Below are 19,150 nucleotides of genomic sequence, written 5' to 3' on the forward strand. Positions count from 1 at the left end.
CCCTATATACATCATGAAACATACGTTATTTGATAATGATAATTCATTCCAAGGATATAAGCATATCACTGAAAATGCAGTGAAGTATACGTTGTTCGTTCTTTTACTCGTCTTGTTCCCCAGCTCTATTTGGGCAGACAATTATCGTTCCGAAACATCGGTTGCCGGATTTATTCCTTTGTCCGGTTCGGGCAGAAAGGTGTATAACTTCAATCCGGGATGGCGCTACTTTAAGGGAGACGTGAAGGATGCAGAGAAGGTGAACTTTAATGATGCTACTTGGGCTGTAGTCTCCACTCCGCATACGGTGCAGTTGGAACCGGCAGAGTCTAGTGGAGGCCGCAACTATCAAGGAGTGGCATGGTATCGCAAGCATTTTATTGTTCCTGCGGATACGAAAGGGCAACAAGTAAGCATTTACTTCGAAGCCATTATGGGTAAGCAGGAAGTTTATCTTAACGGCAAATTGCTGAAGAAGCATTTGGGTGGCTATCTTCCGTTCTCTGTCAACCTCAGTGAAAACAGAGTGCAGGCAGGTGATTCTTGTGTGTTGGCTGTAATGGCAGATAATAGCGATGATAAAAACTTTCCTCCGGGCAAACCTCAATATACACTTGACTTTGCTTACCACGGGGGAATCTATCGGGACGTCTGGCTTATTGGGAAATCGGCCGTTGCCATAACCGATGCGGTAGAAGCCGGCAAAGTAGCTGGTGGAGGCGTGTTTGTACACTTTGATGGCATAACTGATAAAAGTGCTCTTGTATATGTGGATACGGAAGTGAAGAACAGTGGAACGATTAGAAAAGTAGTAACTGTAGAGACCATCTTTGCTGATGCTCAAGGGAAACCGTTAAAACGTGCATCGAATAGAGTCGTGCTGAGGCCGGGTGAAGCTCTAACGGTAAAGCAACAAATATCTTTGCATAAGCCCAATCTATGGTCACCGGATGCACCTTATTTATATAGGGTGGAATCCAGAATTAAGGAAGGCAAGGTATCGCTGGATGGAGGAATAACCCGTGTAGGTATTCGTAAAGCGGAATTTAAAGGTAAAGAGGGTTTTTTGCTTAATGGAAAGCCTTTCGGGCAGTTGATAGGAGCAAATCGTCATCAGGATTTTGCCTATGTAGGTAATGCTTTGCCCAACTCGCAACAATGGCGTGATGCAAAAAGATTGCGTGATGCCGGATGTCGCATCATACGTGTGGCTCACTATCCACAAGATCCCTCCTTTATGGATGCTTGCGATGAATTAGGATTGTTTGTTATTGTGGCTACTCCAGGTTGGCAGTATTGGAATAAAGATCCTGAATTTGCTAAACTTGTTCACCAAAATACGCGTATGATGATTCGGAGAGACCGTAATCATCCGTCGGTGTTGATGTGGGAACCTATCTTGAATGAAACCTGTTATCCGGAAGACTTTGCTCTCGAGGCATTGCAAATAACAAAAGAGGAATATCCGTATCCCGGACGTCCCGTAGCTGCAGCAGATGTACATTCGGCAGGGGTAAAAGAAAACTATGACGTGGTGTACGGTTGGCCGGGTGATGACGAAAAAAACATTGCCCAACAATGCATTTTTACCCGCGAATTTGGCGAGAACGTAGACGATTGGTATGCACACAACAATAATAACCGTGCCAGTAGAAGTTGGGGAGAGAGTCCGATGTTGGTGCAGGCACTTTCGCTGGCAAAGAGTTATGATGAAATGTATCGCACCAACGGGCAGTTTATCGGTGGAGCACAATGGCATCCTTTTGATCATCAACGAGGTTATCACCCCGATCCTTATTGGGGAGGTATATTTGATGCTTTCCGCCAACCAAAGTATGCGTATTATATGTTCCGCAGTCAGACGGCAGCCGATTTAAAGCTTCCGTTGGCTGAAAGCGGACCGATGGTTTACATCGCTCATGAAATGTCTCAATTCTCAGACAAAGATGTCGTTGTATTCAGTAATTGCGATTCGGTGCGCCTGTCTATATATGATGGAACTAAAAGTTGGACTAAACGGGTAATGCATGCAAAAGGGCATATGCCTAATGCACCGATTGTTTTTGAAAACGTATGGGATTTCTGGGAGGCTCGTGGATATAGCTATACGCAAAAAAACTGGCAGAAGGTAGATATGGTCGCTGAAGGAATTATCGATGGTAAAGTGGTGTGCTCAATGAAGAAGATGCCATCTCGCCGTTCTACCAAACTACGTCTCATGATAGATTCACAGAAACAATCACTTGTAGCCGATGGATCTGATTTTGTGGTGGTGGTGGCCGAAGTAACCGATGATAGCGGTAATGTTCGTCGATTGGCCAAAGAAAATATTGTTTTCTCAGTAGAAGGTGAAGGGCAGATCATTGGTGATGCTTCCATCGGGGCTAATCCTCGTGCAGTAGAATTTGGTTCGGCGCCCGTTCTAATCCGCTCTACCCGCAAGGCAGGCAAGATAATAGTAAAAGCGAGAGTGCAATATGAAGGTGTACATGCACCTTCGTCGGCGGAGATTGAATTGGAAAGTGTTCCGGCCCCATTACCTTTTTGCTATATGGAGGAAGACGCTCCAACTGCACCGTCCAGTTTGGTCAACAGAACCGTGCAGTTGACCAAAGAGAACCGTGCAGTTGACTCAACAGAACCGTGCACTTCAGTGAAGAGCACAGAGCAGTCGGCCAAGGAGGGAAAGAAAGTTTTAACCGAAGAAGAAAAGCGCCAATTGCTCATTGAGGTAGAAAGACAGCAGACCGAATTTGGCGAGAAGCATGAATAATATTCACGTATTTTCTTAATATTGACAAATGAGTATTTGCATTTGGATCTTATAACTTCAGCATGGTGAAATAGTGAATTAAGCGTGGTGAATTCACTATTTCAACGTGGTGAATTCACTACTTCTATTTACCCCTTTCAGAAGCCTTCTGTGGCATACTCTTGAATATTGACACAATATGCCTTTTTTTTAGTATCTTTGGAGCCACTTATTTAATAAAACTTCTTTTATTATGAAAAGAGTTCTTTTATTAATTCTGTTTTTCTTGTGTCTGCTATTCTCTGTATCGGCCTATCCTAATATGATTGTGGAGCATTATACGGTTGAACAAGGATTGCCTAACAACATTGTGCACTGCTCACTTAAAGGTAAGAATGGCTTTATGTGGTTTGGCACATGGTATGGCTTATGCAGTTTTGACGGCACAAAATTCAGAGCTTATAATAATCGAGACGGACTATATTCAGATCTTCCTCCCCGTAAAATACAGAGTATGCTTGAAGATAAGAATGGCTTTCTCTGGATGAAAACGGTCGATAGGAAGCTATATGTCTTTGACAAAGTGCATGAACGTTTTCATGCCGTCTACGATGATATGAAGGAGTATTCGGAGAACATTCAGATCATAAAGATTCAGAAGACTCTCGAGGGAGATGTGTTACTTCTTACTAAGGATAAGAGTTTGCTTCGCGCTTCAACTACAGTCGATGGTAAAATTGAAATTAAACTTTTGCATGATTCAGGTGTGAATGTGGCATTGTATGACTGGAAATTGCGCAACAATGTGTTTAGCGAAACGAAAGAATACATCAACTGGATTGGTACGGATTATAAAATATTCTCATATAGAAAAGGTCGTCAGATGTACTCTAAACCGGCCAATTTTATCACTGAGAAAATGGGTATTGATGCGACTACCGAATTTACTTGCGCTTTTGGTTCCGGAAAAGCTGTATGGATGACTGATAAACATGGTAATCTTTATCACATAGATTTATCCTCTGGGGTGGTCAGCAAACATCAACTGCCGGGAATAACGGCAGGAATAGAAAATTTGCTTGTAACCACCGATGCAGCTATTGTTTACATAAGTGTGGCTGGTCAGGGTATTTATGAATATAATCAGAACAGTCAATCTTTGAGGAAACTTCCTGTTTCGATGTTTCGAACACCGGTTTCTAGCTCATTCATAGACAAGTATGACAAAGCATGGTTTCAAGCAGGCAATGAAGGAATAATCTGCTACGATCCGTTGAATAATAACAGCAAACAATATCCTTTCCCTTCGGGGACACCTATTGGTGACTTCAATGTACAAGATGCTGATGAACAGGGACTCTTCTTCCTTACACCATCCGGAGAAGTGTTACTTTTTGATCGTGAAACGCATGCGATGATGCGTATGAATCAGATGAAGCAACTCTCAATAGATGAGGGTAATCATTTGTTTTTGGGACAATTTCTGGATAAAGATGGTATACTATGGCTTCTCTCTTCCACAGCAGGTGTGTATCGTGTAAACTTTCCTAAAAAGCAATTTAAGATACTTGATCCGCATAAATTTACTTCCGATGCTCAAAGCCCCAGTGTCACGTCAGCTGGAATAAAGGCTTTGTTTCAGGCACGAAACGGTGATATCTGGATTGGAACGCGCTGGCAGAAGGTTTATCGACTTGATAAAAATGGTAAGTTGAAGCAAATCTTTTCGGCTGAGAATTATCAGATAGGAAATGTATATCATATAATGCAAGACGACAAGGGCAATCTCTGGTTTTCGACTAAAGGGAATGGCTTAGTAAAGGCTGAACCCGATGAATCTTCTTCTCTTGGATTTCGATTTACCCGATATATAAATGATCCGCACCGCTCCAATTCTATTAGTGGAAATGATGTATATTTTAGTTTCCAGGATACGAAAGGGCGTATTTGGGTAGGGGTGCTGGCTGGAGGGCTCAATCTTATTATTCAAGAAAAAGGGCAAACGGAGTTTAAGCATAAATATAATGGATTGAAACAGTATCCATCATACGGGCTATATATGGATGTGCGCAATATGGCTGAAGATAAAGATGGTCGTATTTGGGTAGGGACAATGGATGGCTTGATGTCTTTTGATAGTAAATTCAAATCTCCTGATCAGATTGTGTTTGAGACATACAGGAGCGAAAGTGCGAGCTCAAACATTGCTGATAATGACATCTATGTGCTTTATAAAGATGAGGATGCCAACATTTGGGTGAGTGTATTTGGTGGTGGTGTGAATAAATTAACTGGCTATGATAAAGTAACTCATCGGCCACTGTTCAAGTCGTATGGACTGAAAGAAGGGTTAAACAATGATGTAGTGGTATCTATTGTAGAGGATAAGGATAAGAACCTATGGTTCGCTACAGAAGATGGGCTTTCTCTGTTTGACAAGAAGACTGAAAGGATAAGGAACTTCGACAAATATGATGGTTTTCTGAGTGTAAAGATGGAAGAAAACTCGGCTCTAAAAACATTGAAGGGTGAACTTTGGCTTGGTTGTAAGCAAGGAGTGCTGATCTTTGCGCCGGATAAACTGCAAACATTAAATGTGAGTTATCGAACTTATATTGTCGACTTCCTCATTTCCAACAAAGATATACGCAGCTTCAAGGACAAGCCAATTTTGATGGAATCCATTAAATATGCCGATTCGATAACGCTAAAACATAACCAATCGATGTTTACCATTGAATTTGCTGCTTTAAATTATTACAATCAAAATAGGGTTTCGTATCGCTATATTCTTGAAGGATACGAAAATGAATGGCACTCAAATGGGAAGAATCGTATAGCCTCTTATACCAATGTTCCTCCGGGAGACTATGTCTTTCGAGTTCAATCTATTGATGAGGCTAATCCTGAGTTGCTCTCAGAGAAGAGACTTGCCATAACTGTTTTACCTCCATGGTGGTTTACTTGGTGGGCATATTGCATCTATGCTGTTTTAGTAATGGCACTGTTGTGGGGTGTTCTTAAAGTATCTTTTTTCATGATAAAAATGAAGAATGAAGTCTATATAGAGCAACGTTTATCGGATTTAAAGATAAAATTCTTTACGAATATTTCACATGAACTTCGTACTCCACTTACGCTCATTAAAGGACCTATACAAGAAATTAAAGAGAAAGAAAAACTTTCTCCTAAAGGCGTGCAGTATGTAGAACTGATGGAGAAGAATACGAACCAAATGCTTCAATTGGTTAATCAAATTCTTGATTTTAGAAAGATACAGAGCGGCAAGATGCGCTTACATATCTCTCAGATAAACCTGAACAGTATGGTAAAATCCTTCCAAAAGGAATTTAGGGTACTGGCGGAGGAAAATGAAATAAGTTTCTCCTTCCAAGTGCCCGATGAGGTTATCTATCTTTGGGCAGATCAGGAAAAACTAGGTATTGTTATTCGAAACATTATCTCGAATGCGTTCAAGTTTACTCCTTCGGGCGGCAGTATCTTTGTCTCTATTGGCTTGGTAGAAGGTGCGGAACGTTGCTATGTGCGTGTAGAAGATACGGGAGTGGGCATACCTCAAAATAAATTGTCGGAGATATTCGAACGTTTCTCTCAAGGTGAAAATGCTCGTAATGCCTATTATCAAGGTACAGGAATTGGTTTAGCTCTCTCCAAAGAAATAATCAACCTGCATCATGGACTTGTTGCGGCAGAGAGTCAGGAACAGGAAGGTGCTGTCTTTACTGTAGAATTACTGTTAGGTAAGGATCATTATAAACGATCCGAAGTAGATTTCTATGTAGGTGGAAGTGAATTGGATGCTGACCAACCTGAAGAACAAACGGATGCTCTTGATGAAGAGGAATCTGACAAGGAAGATGAAATGGATTCTTCGTTGCCTACTTTGTTGTTGGTGGAAGATAATAAAGACTTAGGCAACTTGCTGAAACTCCAATTGGAGGATCGGTACAATGTTTACTTAGCCGTAAATGGGGTGGAAGGGTTAAAGAAGGTTCATCTGTATCATCCGGATATTGTTGTCACAGATCAAATGATGCCTGAAATGTCCGGAACAGAAATGCTGCAACGTATCCGCAAAGATTTTAAGATTAGTCATATACCGGTTATCATTCTTACTGCTAAAAATGATGATGAAGCTAAGACAAAAGCGATCAGTATGGGTGCTAATGCATACATCACCAAGCCTTTCAGCAAAGAGTATTTGATAGCCAGAATGGAACAGCTATTGGGCGAACGAAAACTTTTTCGCGAACGAGTTTGGCAGCAGTCGGATGAAAAACAACCGGATAGTTATGAACAATATCTAGTTAAGAAAGATATTCAATTACTTGATAAGATTCATCAGGTGATAGAAGAGAATCTTGATAACAGCGACTTTAATATTGATACTATAGCAGTTAATGTAGGTCTCAGTCGCTCGGCCTTTTTCAAGAAGCTGAAAAGTCTTACAGGATTGGCTCCAGTGGACTTGGTGAAGGAGATACGGTTGAATAAATCGATCGAATTAATTAAGAATTCGGACATGAGCATCTCAGAAATAGCTTTTGCCGTAGGGTTTAAGGATTCGGGTTACTATGGTAAATGTTTCCGCAAGAAGTACAATCAAACTCCGAAGGAATACATGAATGAATGGAGAAAAGTGTAGGACTACGATTACAATAAGTTTTCTTAATCGTCTTCATAATAATAGAACATAGAGAGTTTATAATATGAATAACATTAAGAAATTACTATCTGTTTTGGTATTAACAACCGCTTGTGCGTCATCGGTTGTTGCACAATATCCCATTATTCCAGATTCAACAAAAGCCAGGGCGGCACGTCAAGAGGCTGAGTTTGAACAAAAGTCTGATGCAGCTTGGCAGAAAGCTTTGCCAATTGTGCTTGAAGAGGCTGCTAAAGGGCACCCCTACAAGCCATGGGCCTCTAAACCAGACGATTTGCTGAAAGTAAATATACCTGTTTTTCCTGGCGCTGAAGGTGGTGGAGCTTATACTCCCGGTGGGCGCGGAGGAAAAGTAATTGTTGTAACTTCTTTGGACGATGAAGGTCACGGTACTTTTAGAGAAGCTTGTGAAACAGGTGGTGCACGTATTGTTGTGTTTAATGTTTCGGGTGTTATTCGTCTTAATAGCCCTATTCACTTAAGGGCACCTTACATCACTATTGCTGGCCAAACTGCTCCGGGTGATGGCATCTGCGTAACCGGTGCTTCTTTCCTAATTGATACACATGATGTGGTGATGCGCCACATGCGATTTCGTCGCGGAGTGCGAGATGTGGCTTTTCGTGATGATGCTGTAGGAGGAAACGCAGTAGGTAATATTATGGTTGACCATTGTTCGGCGAGTTGGGGATTAGATGAAAATATGTCCATCTATCGCCACGTTTATAATCGTGATGAAAAGGGTTATGGTCTGAAACTCCCAACTGTAAATATCACCATTCAGAATTCTGTTTTCTCAGAAGCTCTCGATTCATATAATCATGCTTTTGGTGCTACTATTGGTGGACATAACTGTATGTTTGCCCGTAATCTCTTTGCATCCAATATCAGTCGTAATTGTTCGATAGGAATGAACGAAGGATTTAATCTTGTGAATAATGTGATATATAACTGGTGGAATCGTTCGGTGGACGGTGGAGACCATACCAGTTTCTATAATATAATCAATAATTATTATAAACCGGGTCCTATCACGCCACTTGAAAAACCAATCTCTTATCGTATTCTTAAACCTGAAGCAGGAAGAGATAAAACTAAATCGCTATCATTTGGAAAAGCTTATGTAAATGGAAACATTGTGTTTGGCAACAAAAAAGTTACAGCCAATAATTGGGACGGTGGAGTTCAGCTGGCTGAAGATGTAAATGCGGAAGAATTTCTTGGAAAAATAAAAGCAAATGAACCGTTTGCCATGCCACACGTTACTATTATGTCTACAAAGAAAGCGTATGGTTTTGTATTGGATAATGTGGGAGCAAACTTTCCTAAGCGTGATGCTGTTGATGTACGCGTGATTAAGACTGTACAGACCGGGAAGGCTATTTATGTGGATAATGCATCGGAGTTTGTCTCTCCTTATGTAAAGAGAAGACTGCCGATTGATTCTTATAAGAAAGGAATCATTACTGATATTCGTCAGGTTGGTGGTTTACCTCAATATAATGGAACTCCATATCTGGACTCTGATAATGATGGTATGCCCGATGCGTGGGAAATCAAAAACGGTTTGAACCCGAATGATCCTTCCGATGCTGTGCTCGATTGTAATGGCGATGGCTATACTAATATTGAGAAGTATATTAATGGAATAGATACAAAGAAAAAGATCGATTGGACGAATGTGAAAAACAATCACGACACTCTGGCCGGACGTAAAAGCTTGTTATAATGAAAATATTGAATGTGAAATTTCTCCTTCTGGGATTACTGAGTATGGGGTTTGTGCAGGCTGCTGCACAAACTTTTGCTTTGCAGGTAAAGAATGATAAGTTGATTTACTCGAAAGATTCGAAAGGAAACCGAATTTTGGATTTTTCTTTTTGTGGTTATCGAAATTCGGATCAAGACATTCCGGATGTAAACACAGCTGTATTTGTCCCTTGTAAGAAAGGTGATAGTTCGGCTGAAATACAGAAAGCGATAGATTACGTTTCTTCTCTGGCACCCGACAAGAATGGTTTTCGTGGTGCTGTTTTGCTGGATAAGGGCGTTTATACTCTTTCTAAAGAATTGCGTATAAGCACTTCGGGTGTGGTGCTTCGTGGAACTGATAAGGAGAAAACGGTCTTACTGAAAAAAGGAGTAGATCGTGGTGCATTAATTTATGTAGAAGGAAAGAATAATAAGATCGTTCAAGATACGTTGAGCATTAAGTCGGCTTATGTGCCGGTGAACGATTGTACCATGGAGGTCTCTTCGGCAGTACAGTTGAATAAAGGTGACCGTGTGATGGTGTTGAGACCTTCGACTAAAGAATGGATTGCTTCCATTGGTTGCGATATTTTTGGTGGTGGAATTAGTTCGCTGGGGTGGAAGCCCGGCGATACGAACTTATACTGGGACAGAACAATTACGTCTGTAAACGGAAATAAGGTAACGCTTAATGTTCCCTTGACAGTAGCACTTGACGCTGTTTACGGTGAATCTAAAATATTACGTTATCGATGGACGGGACGTCTTTCTAATTCCGGTGTCGAGAATATGACTTTGGTGTCCGACTATAACAAGGAGTATCCAAAAGATGAAGATCATTGTTGGGTGGGTATTTCAATAGAGAATGCAGAAGATTGCTGGGTGCGTCGTGTGGACTTCAAGCACTTTGCGGGTAGTGCCGTAGCACTGCAGCGTAATGCTTCCAGAGTTACGGTAGAAGATTGCAAGTCGAAAGAACCTGTTTCTGAAATAGGAGGGATGCGCCGATGCGCCTTCTTCACTATGGGGCAGCTTACTCTTTTTCAACGTTGTTATTCAGAACAAGGTATTCATGATTTCTCGGTAGGATTTTGTGCTCCAGGTCCTAATGCGTTTGTGCAGTGTGACTCGAAAGAATCTTTGGGTTTTAGTGGTTCTATCAATGCTTGGGCTTGTGGGCTGCTGTTTGATGTGGTCAACATTGACGGACATAACCTGACGTATAAGAATTTGGGACAAGATAAAAATGGAGCAGGTTGGAATACGGCTAATAGCCTTTTTTGGCAGTGTAGCGCTGCCGAGATAGAATGTTATACTCCTTCCAAAGATGCACCAAACCGTGCTTATGGTTGTTGGGCGCAATTTTCGGGTGATGGTGAGTGGGGCGAATCGAATAATCACGTTCAACCACGCAGCATTTTCTATGCACAGTTGGAAGATAGATTACAGAAAGACTACTCTTTACGCGCACGTATTTTGCCAAGAAACACAAATGCCACCAGCAGTCCTGAAGTGGAAGAGGCTATGAGATTGACCCAAGAAGCCTATATTCCTCGCTTGACTTTGGAGGCATGGATAGGTCAAGGTACTTTTACTGCGGATGTAAATTCAGAGAAGGTTAGATCAATTGATAATATAAAATTTAAGCAGTTTGCTAGTACACAGAAGAAGCATTCCATTGGGATAGTAGATGGTCGTCTGGTGATGGATGGAGCTTTGATGGTAGGTGGCAGACAGGAAGTGCCTTGGTGGAATGGGCGATTAAGAACAAATTTTCTTTCTTCTGCCAAACCTCATATTACCCGTTTTGTGCCCGGAAGAGAGGGTTTGGGACTGACAGACAGGATAGACTCAGTTGTCAGCTATATGAAAACGAACAAATTGTTAGTACTCGACCATAATTACGGTTTATGGTATGATCGCAGAAGAGATGATCATGAACGTATTCGTCGTCGTGATGGAGATGTTTGGGGGCCTTTCTATGAACAACCTTTTGCTCGTAGTGGTCAGAGTACCGCATGGGAAGGATTGAGCAAATACGATCTTACTCGTCCTAATGCTTGGTATTGGTCGCGTTTAAAGCAATTTGCTGATAAGGGCGAACAAGAAGGCTTGTTGCTGTTCCATGAGAATTACTTTCAACATAATATCATTGAGGCAGGAGCCCATTGGGTGGATTGTCCTTGGCGTTCGGCTAACAACATAAACAGTACCGGATTTCCGGAACCTGTTCCTTTTGCCGGAGATAAACGTATCTTTATGGCAGATATGTTTTATGATGTGACGAATCCTGTTCGCAGAGAGTTGCATAGGCAATACATCAGGCAATGTCTGAATAATTTTGCCGATAATAATAATGTAATCCAATTGATCGGTGCTGAATTTACAGGACCACTACACTTTGTCCAGTTCTGGCTAGATGTGATAGCAGAATGGGAGAAAGAAACAGGTAAGCATCCACTTATCGCACTGAGTACTACGAAAGATGTACAAGATGCTATTCTGAATGATAATCAACGTTCTGCACTGGTCGATATTATCGATATACGCTACTGGCACTATAAGAGTGACGGTACGACTTATGCACCCGAAGGTGGTAAGAATATGGCTCCGCGCCAACACATGCGCAAGATGAAAGTTGGAAAGATTACATTTGATGAAGCTTATAAAGCGGTGAATGAATACCGTCAATTTTACCCTGGAAAGGCAGTAACATTCTATTCGCAGAACTATCCCGATATGGCATGGGCCATCTTTATGGCAGGAGGATCCTGTCCTCAACTTCCAATTACTGACGCGACCTTTTTTAAAGACGCAGCTGCTATGAAAGTGGAAGAAACAGATACTACTTCTTATAAGAAAATGGTAAATTCTGATATTGGAGCGATCATTTATTCCCAATCAGGAGCTAATGTTGATCTCTATTTAACAACAGGTAAATATCAAGTATCTCGTATTAATGCTCGTACAGGTGCAATTGAGATTGTTCATAAGTCCTTGAAAATAAAATCTTTATATCAGATCAAAGCTCCTTCGGATAAAAATGGAGTTTACTGGTTTCATAAATTATAGATAAAAAAAAGCCTGCTACGTTAGTTAGTAGGCTTTTTTTTATCTATATGTAATAGAAACGTCTTATGTTATAAAACATAGTACCTATTTTTTCAATCCAATAACCAAATATTCCCTAAATAACATTGCCTCTATCCATACTTTTGCATTAAGAAACAACCCAGTATGCCATGATAGAACAAAATTGCAATACTAATACTCTGTCTAATGATTCTTGTGAATTGAATGCACAATTGTTTGCTGACTTTCAGTCTGGTGATATGAATGCCTTCTCTCGTATATATGATTTGCATATTAATATTCTGTTTAATTACGGCTGCAAATTAACTTCTGATAAGGAACTTCTGAAAGATTGTATTCACGATATTTTCGTAAAGATGTATGTGAGGAGAAATAATTTGAGCGATATTAGCAATTTTAGATCTTATCTTTTCATTTCTTTAAAAAATAAATTGTGTGATGAGATGCGGAGAAGGGTGTATATGTCTGATACCCCTGTGGAGGAATTTAGCTACGTTTCGAGTGAGGATGATGTTGAAGACTCTTATATAGCTGCGGAATCTAGGAAAAAAGATAAAAATATTGTTGGTGATATTCTTGGTCAACTTTCCCCACGACAACGTGAGGCGCTTACGTTGTATTATATAGAAGAAAAGAAATACGACGATATTTGTGAAATCATGAATATGAACTATCAATCGGTTCGTAATTTAATGCATCGAGGATTGGTTAAATTGAGAACTTTGGCCGGTTAATGATTTTGTTTTGCTTTTTTGAGTACATAAGATTTGAACCTCCGTCTTTATTATATAGATTTATTTGGAGATGGATAAAAGAACAAATTATAATATAGATGATTATCTGAAAGATGACAATTTTATTTTGGCTATTGTGGGTAGTGATTTTGATAAAATTGCTGAATTGGAGGAATTTATGCGGCTGTGTCCGCAACAAAGGAGAGTGATAGAGATGGCAAAGGGTATTTTGTTAGACTTGCCTGAAACGTCAGATCTAACGAGTGAGGAGAGTAGCTCACTAAAACAAAGCATTTTCAAGGTGATAGAAATATTCTAAATGACCTCAATTAAAAGATAGTATAGTTAATAAATATAGAAGTAGGTGTTTTCAATAGCTTAAGGTTAAAGATTGCTTAAGTGTAATAATGATTAATAGATTGTTAAGAAAAAAAGGGTTGTTTACTGATGTGATATCAGGGCAACCCTTTTTTTTTGCAATTAAAAGTTTCTACCTATCTAATGTTTTTGTAAATTTGCACCCTTATAAAATAGAATAATAGAAAATTAGTATATACAGTGATGAGTAAAAGATTTGCTGAACATTCCCAGTTGGACCTCTCGCAGGTAAACAAAGAAGTGCTGAAGAAATGGGACGAAAACGAAGTTTTCGCCAAAAGTATGACAGAACGTGAAGGTTGTCCCTCGTATGTGTTTTATGAAGGACCTCCATCGGCTAACGGAATGCCAGGTATTCACCACGTAATGGCTCGCTCCATTAAAGATATCTTCTGTCGTTACAAAACGATGAAAGGTTTTCAGGTAAAGCGTAAAGCTGGATGGGATACACATGGTCTGCCTGTGGAGCTAGGCGTTGAAAAGAGCTTGGGTATTACAAAGGAAGATATTGGCAAAAAGATCACTGTAGCCGAATACAATGCTGCCTGTCGCAAAGATGTGATGAAGTTTACCAAAGAATGGGAAGATTTGACGCATAAGATGGGTTATTGGGTGGATATGAACGATCCTTATATCACTTATGATAATCGTTATATTGAGACTCTTTGGTGGCTACTTAAGCAACTTTATAAGAAAGGGCTGCTATATAAAGGATACACCATTCAACCTTATTCTCCGGCTGCCGGAACGGGATTGAGTTCACACGAACTGAATCAACCTGGTTGTTATCGTGATGTAAAGGATACTACTGTAGTAGCTCAATTTCGCATGAAAAATCCCAAACCTGAGATGGCTGCATGGGGAACTTCTTACTTTATTGCGTGGACTACCACTCCGTGGACATTGCCTTCGAACACAGCTTTGTGTGTGGGACCTAAAATAGATTATGTTGCTGTACAATCCTATAATGCTTATACTGGTCAACCTATCACTGTGGTACTGGCCAAAGCATTGCTCAATACACATTTTAATCCGAAGGCTGCTGAGTTGGCGTTAGAAGATTATAAGCAAGGCGACAAGTTGATTCCTTTCAAAGTGGTTGGCGAATATAAAGGTGCCGAGCTTGTTGGCATGGAATATGAACAACTTATTCCATGGGTGAATCCGGGCGAAGGAGCTTTCCGGGTGATTTCGGGTGATTACGTTACCACAGAAGATGGTACGGGTATTGTTCATATAGCACCTACCTTTGGTGCAGACGATGCTCAGGTGGCTAAAACGGCTGGTGTTCCACCGTTACAGCTTATCAATAAGAAAGGTGAACTTCGTCCGATGGTTGATCTTACCGGTAAGTTCTATCTTTTGGATGAGCTGGATGAAGCGTTTGTAAACGAGCGGGTAAATGTAGAATTATATAAGGAATATGCTGGACGTTTCGTGAAGAATGATTATGACCCTACTTTGACTGAAAAGGATGAAACGCTGGATGTTTCTATCTGCATGATGATGAAGGTGGCTAATCAGGCCTTTAAAATAGAGAAGCATGTGCATAGTTATCCTCATTGCTGGCGTACGGACAAACCTGTACTCTACTATCCGTTAGATAGTTGGTTTATCCGCTCTACTGCTTGCAAGGAACGCATGATGGAGCTTAACAAAACGATTAATTGGAAACCTGAATCTACAGGGACGGGTCGTTTTGGTAAATGGCTCGAAAATTTGAATGATTGGAACTTGAGTCGTTCACGCTATTGGGGCACTCCATTACCTATCTGGCGTACGGAAGATAATAGTGAAGAAATCTGTATTGAGTCAGTTGAGGAACTTTATAATGAATTAGAAAAATCGGTTGCTGCCGGATTTATGAAGTCGAATCCTTACAAAGACATGGGATTTGTTCCTGGAAAGTATAATGCTGATAATTATGAAAAGATAGATCTTCATCGTCCTTACGTGGATGACATTGTTCTGGTATCCAAAGAAGGTAAACCTATGAAGCGTGAGGCAGACCTGATTGACGTTTGGTTCGACTCAGGTGCTATGCCTTATGCGCAAATTCATTATCCGTTTGAAAATAAAAAACTACTAGATGATAGTCACGATGTGTATCCAGCCGACTTTATTGCTGAGGGCGTGGATCAAACTCGGGGGTGGTTCTTTACTTTGCATGCCATTGCGACCATGGTGTTTGATAGCGTGTCTTATAAAGCTGTTATTTCAAACGGTTTGGTACTCGATAAGAATGGTAACAAGATGTCTAAGCGTTTGGGTAATGCTGTCGATCCTTTTTCCACAATTGAAAAGTATGGTTCTGATCCACTTCGTTGGTATATGATCACAAATTCATCGCCTTGGGACAACTTGAAATTTGATGCGGAAGGAATTGAAGAAGTTCGTCGTAAATTCTTTGGTACACTATATAATACTTATTCATTTTTTGCTCTTTATGCCAATGTAGACGGATTTGAATATAAAGAAGCTGAGGTTTCGATGTTTGAACGCCCTGAAATTGATCGATGGATTCTTTCTGTATTGAATTCATTGGTTAAGGAAGTGGATACTTGCTACAATGAATATGAACCGACTAGGGCTGGTAGATTAATTTCAGATTTTGTGAATGATAATCTGTCTAATTGGTATGTTCGTTTGAATCGTAAACGTTTTTGGGGTGGAGAATACTCGCAAGATAAACTTTCGGCTTACCAAACGCTCTATACTTGCTTGGAGACTGTGGCTAAGCTGATGGCGCCTATCGCACCTTTCTATGCGGACCGTTTGTACACAGATCTGATCTCTGTTACGGGAAGGGATAATGTGGTTTCTATTCACTTGGCTAAGTTCCCCGAATGCAATGCATCGTTGATAGACAAAGAATTGGAGGCTCGTATGCAAATGGCTCAAGATGTTACTTCTATGGTGTTGGCTTTGCGTCGTAAGGTGAATATCAAAGTGCGCCAACCGCTGCAATGCATTATGATTCCTGTGGTCGATGAAGAACAGAAGGCGCATGTTGAAGCAGTGAAAGCACTGATCATGAATGAAGTAAATGTGAAAGAGATAAATTTCGTGGATGGTGCTGCCGGAGTTTTAGTGAAGAAAGTGAAATGCGACTTTAAGAAACTTGGCCCTAAATTTGGCAAACAGATGAAAGCTGTTGCTGCGAGTGTAAACGAATTATCTCAGGAAACAATTGCTGAGCTGGAGAGAAACGGGAAATACACGTTGAGTCTTGGCAGTGAAGAGGTTGTTATAGAGGCTGCTGATGTTGAGATATTCAGTGAAGATATACCGGGATGGCTTGTTGCAAATGAAGGAAAACTTACCGTTGCACTTGAAGTAACTGTGACTGAAGAACTTCGTCGCGAAGGTGTTGCTCGCGAATTGGTCAATCGTATTCAAAATATTCGTAAGTCAAGTGGCTTTGAGATTACAGATAAAATAAGAATTACGTTATCTAAAAATCAGCAAACGGATGATGCAGTGAATGAATATAATACCTATATTTGCAATCAAGTTTTGGGTACGTCACTGAAATTGGCAGATAAAGTCGAAGATGGAACAGAATTAAATTTTGATGATTTTTATTTGTATGTCAGCGTGATTAAGGAACTATAATAAAAAAACTACTAACCTTTAAAATTTATCAGGAGTTATGGCAGAAAAGACGAGATACTCGGATACGGAATTAGAAGAATTTCGTGCGATCATAATGGACAAATTGGAATTAGCTCAACGTGACTATGACCAATTTAAGCAGAGTATCATGAACAAAGATGGCAATGATACAGATGATACGTCTCCTACATATAAAGTTTTGGAAGAAGGAGCCAATACGCTGTCTAAAGAGGAAACAACCAGACTGGCACAGCGTCAGTTGAAATTCATTCAGGGACTACAAGCAGCTTTGGTACGTATCGAGAATAAAACTTATGGCATTTGCCGTGAAACAGGTAAACTAATTCCTGCAGAGCGTTTGCGTGCTGTACCTCATGCTACGCTAAGTATTGAAGCGAAAAATGACGGAAAAAAATAACGAAACACAAGTTTAATTATTGGGGTGTTGAGTCGTTTCATGATTTTGTTAACGATTCAACACCTCAGTACTTATGAGACATAATCTCTCAATTTTCTAATTTAGAATGAAAAATATACTAACAAAAGGACGCATATCCTTGCTCACTATTTTTTCGATACTTCTAATAGATCAACTGATCAAAGTCGCTGTGAAAACAAGTATGTATTTTCACGAAAGTATCCATGTTACTGACTGGTTCTATATCTATTTTACTGAAAATAACGGAATGGCTTTCGGTATGGAAATATTTGGAAAATTGTTTTTGACAAGTTTTCGTATCATAGCTGTGGGGCTTATAGCTTGGTATTTGATGAAAATCATTAAACGTGGAGCAAAGACCGGATACATTGTTTGTATATCTCTTATTTTCACAGGGGCTTTGGGCAATATTATTGATAGCGTATTCTACGGTATCTTATTTAATGAAAGTACTCATTCTTCTATTGCCAACTTTATGCCTGCTGGGGGCGGCTATTCTACTTGGTTCTATGGTAAGGTTGTAGACATGTTCTATTTCCCTATTATTGATACTACTTGGCCTGCATGGATACCTATGATAGGAGGAGAACATTTTATCTTTTTTAGTCCAATTTTTAACTTTGCTGACGCAGCTATTAGTTGCGGTATTATTGCATTACTTTTGTTTTATAGTAAGTATTTGAATGAGACTTACCATTCTCATGAATAAAAGAGAGAGTAGTAGATGAAAAACGTATGTTACGTGCTCATATTGTTGTTAGCTCTGGCTGGTTGTAAAATAAGAAGGCCTGATAGTGTGATACCTGAATCTCAGATGGAAGAGCTGTTGTATGACTATCATTTAGCTAAAGCAATGGGCGAAAATCTCTCTGGCGAAGATAATTATAAAAAGGCTCTTTATGTGGAATACGTATTCGAAAAATATGGAACTACAGAGGCCGCATTTGATTCATCGATGGTATGGTATACGCGGAATACAGACGTGTTAGCCAAAATTTATGAGAAAGTAAATATTCGCCTGAAGGCACAACAAAATGACATTAATCATCTGGTGGCTATTCGTGATAAAAAGCCTCCTGTTTCTGCTCTTGGGGACAGTATTGATGTCTGGTTTTTGGAACGTGTAGCTTGTCTTACTGATTTTCCTCAGAACAACAAAATTACCTTTACCATTCCTGCGGACGCTAATTTCGAAGAGAAAGATGCTTTGGAATGGCAGGCTAATTTTCATTTCTTGAAGCATAATTTGCAAGCGTCTTCTAAAAGACCAATTATGGCTATGCAGATAGTTTATACGAATGATAGCGTTATTAGTTCTATAAAGAAGATAATGAGGCCTGGTATAGAAAGCATTCGCTTGCAAACAGATACGTTAGGGCCTATTCGTGAGATAAGAGGCTTCATTTATTTTGAAGGAGTAACAGAGACTAATATGCTAATCAGTGAGATTTCATTGAAACGTTATCGTACGAAAGCTAAAACTCCAGAGGAACAAGCAAAGGCAGATTCTATTAAGAGGATTAAGCCATCTACTACAATCAAACCTGATACGACAAAAATGCAGGAACCTGTGCAAGCACCTCCTAGAAGACTGAATCCTGAAGAGCTAAATCACAGACGTAATAATATGCAACCCCGCCCGATGAATAATCAACCTCAACGACGATAGTTCTTATGTTTGAATAACTAATATAGATTAT

Annotated in this window: 10 protein-coding genes; all 10 read left to right on the plus strand. The window is 40.1% G+C overall.

Translation table 11 applies throughout. The features are described from left to right. Positions 1–13: 13 nt before the first annotated feature. The 10 genes from BQ5338_RS08040 to BQ5338_RS08085 all read left to right on the plus strand — a co-directional run bounded on the left by BQ5338_RS08040 (position 14) and on the right by BQ5338_RS08085 (position 19,119). The gene (locus BQ5338_RS08040) at positions 14–2,773 is read left to right on the plus strand and encodes a glycoside hydrolase family 2 protein (protein ID WP_078063459.1); all 2,760 of its coding nucleotides are present in this window, start codon (positions 14–16) and stop codon (positions 2,771–2,773) included. Positions 2,774–3,005: 232 nt separating this feature from the next. Further along, complete coding sequence (locus BQ5338_RS08045) at positions 3,006–7,418, plus strand: hybrid sensor histidine kinase/response regulator transcription factor (RefSeq protein WP_071146298.1); 4,413 nt, start codon at positions 3,006–3,008, stop codon at positions 7,416–7,418. 64 nt (positions 7,419–7,482) lie between these two features. Then, positions 7,483–9,168, plus strand: a complete 1,686-nt coding sequence (locus BQ5338_RS08050; RefSeq protein ID WP_071146299.1) for a thrombospondin type 3 repeat-containing protein — start codon at positions 7,483–7,485, stop codon at positions 9,166–9,168. Then, the gene (locus BQ5338_RS08055; RefSeq protein ID WP_071146300.1) at positions 9,168–12,263 is read left to right on the plus strand and encodes a DUF6298 domain-containing protein; all 3,096 of its coding nucleotides are present in this window, start codon (positions 9,168–9,170) and stop codon (positions 12,261–12,263) included. Before BQ5338_RS08050 ends, BQ5338_RS08055 begins: the two co-directional genes overlap by 1 nt. Positions 12,264–12,433: 170 nt before the next feature. Further along, complete coding sequence (locus BQ5338_RS08060; protein ID WP_071146301.1) at positions 12,434–13,018, plus strand: RNA polymerase sigma factor; 585 nt, start codon at positions 12,434–12,436, stop codon at positions 13,016–13,018. Positions 13,019–13,088: 70 nt separating this feature from the next. Continuing rightward, positions 13,089–13,337 carry a hypothetical protein gene (locus BQ5338_RS08065; protein ID WP_071146302.1) on the plus strand — a complete coding sequence of 83 codons (249 nt, stop codon included), beginning with the start codon at positions 13,089–13,091 and terminating at the stop codon, positions 13,335–13,337. A 242-nt stretch (positions 13,338–13,579) separates the two neighbouring features. Next, on the plus strand, positions 13,580–17,011 hold the full coding sequence (gene ileS, locus BQ5338_RS08070) for an isoleucine--tRNA ligase (RefSeq protein WP_071146303.1): 3,432 nt from the start codon (positions 13,580–13,582) through the stop codon (positions 17,009–17,011). Between the two features lie 37 nt (positions 17,012–17,048). Continuing rightward, positions 17,049–17,429, plus strand: coding sequence for a TraR/DksA family transcriptional regulator (locus BQ5338_RS08075; protein WP_071146304.1), 381 nt, complete (start codon positions 17,049–17,051; stop codon positions 17,427–17,429). Positions 17,430–17,535: 106 nt separating this feature from the next. Next, positions 17,536–18,159: a lipoprotein signal peptidase gene (locus tag BQ5338_RS08080; protein WP_071146305.1), complete on the plus strand. Its 624-nt coding sequence runs from the start codon at positions 17,536–17,538 to the stop codon at positions 18,157–18,159. A gap of 15 nt (positions 18,160–18,174) precedes the next feature. Then, positions 18,175–19,119 carry a DUF4296 domain-containing protein gene (locus tag BQ5338_RS08085; RefSeq protein WP_071146306.1) on the plus strand — a complete coding sequence of 315 codons (945 nt, stop codon included), beginning with the start codon at positions 18,175–18,177 and terminating at the stop codon, positions 19,117–19,119. Positions 19,120–19,150: the final 31 nt, after the last annotated feature.

Origin of the sequence: Bacteroides ihuae, assembly GCF_900104585.1 — a bacterium.
Classification (GTDB): domain Bacteria; phylum Bacteroidota; class Bacteroidia; order Bacteroidales; family Bacteroidaceae; genus Bacteroides; species Bacteroides ihuae.

What these genes read in the sequence shown, in the direction of transcription:
- BQ5338_RS08085 (WP_071146306.1), top strand. Translation starts at nt 18,175, where the DNA reads ATGAAAAACGTATGTTACGTGCTCATATTGTTGTTAGCTCTGGCTGGT.
- BQ5338_RS08080 (WP_071146305.1), top strand. Translation starts at nt 17,536, where the DNA reads ATGAAAAATATACTAACAAAAGGACGCATATCCTTGCTCACTATTTTT.
- BQ5338_RS08055 (WP_071146300.1), top strand. Translation starts at nt 9,168, where the DNA reads ATGAAAATATTGAATGTGAAATTTCTCCTTCTGGGATTACTGAGTATG.
- BQ5338_RS08045 (WP_071146298.1), top strand. Translation starts at nt 3,006, where the DNA reads ATGAAAAGAGTTCTTTTATTAATTCTGTTTTTCTTGTGTCTGCTATTC.
- BQ5338_RS08065 (WP_071146302.1), top strand. Translation starts at nt 13,089, where the DNA reads ATGGATAAAAGAACAAATTATAATATAGATGATTATCTGAAAGATGAC.
- BQ5338_RS08050 (WP_071146299.1), top strand. Translation starts at nt 7,483, where the DNA reads ATGAATAACATTAAGAAATTACTATCTGTTTTGGTATTAACAACCGCT.
- BQ5338_RS08075 (WP_071146304.1), top strand. Translation starts at nt 17,049, where the DNA reads ATGGCAGAAAAGACGAGATACTCGGATACGGAATTAGAAGAATTTCGT.
- ileS (WP_071146303.1), top strand. Translation starts at nt 13,580, where the DNA reads ATGAGTAAAAGATTTGCTGAACATTCCCAGTTGGACCTCTCGCAGGTA.
- BQ5338_RS08060 (WP_071146301.1), top strand. Translation starts at nt 12,434, where the DNA reads ATGATAGAACAAAATTGCAATACTAATACTCTGTCTAATGATTCTTGT.
- BQ5338_RS08040 (WP_078063459.1), top strand. Translation starts at nt 14, where the DNA reads ATGAAACATACGTTATTTGATAATGATAATTCATTCCAAGGATATAAG.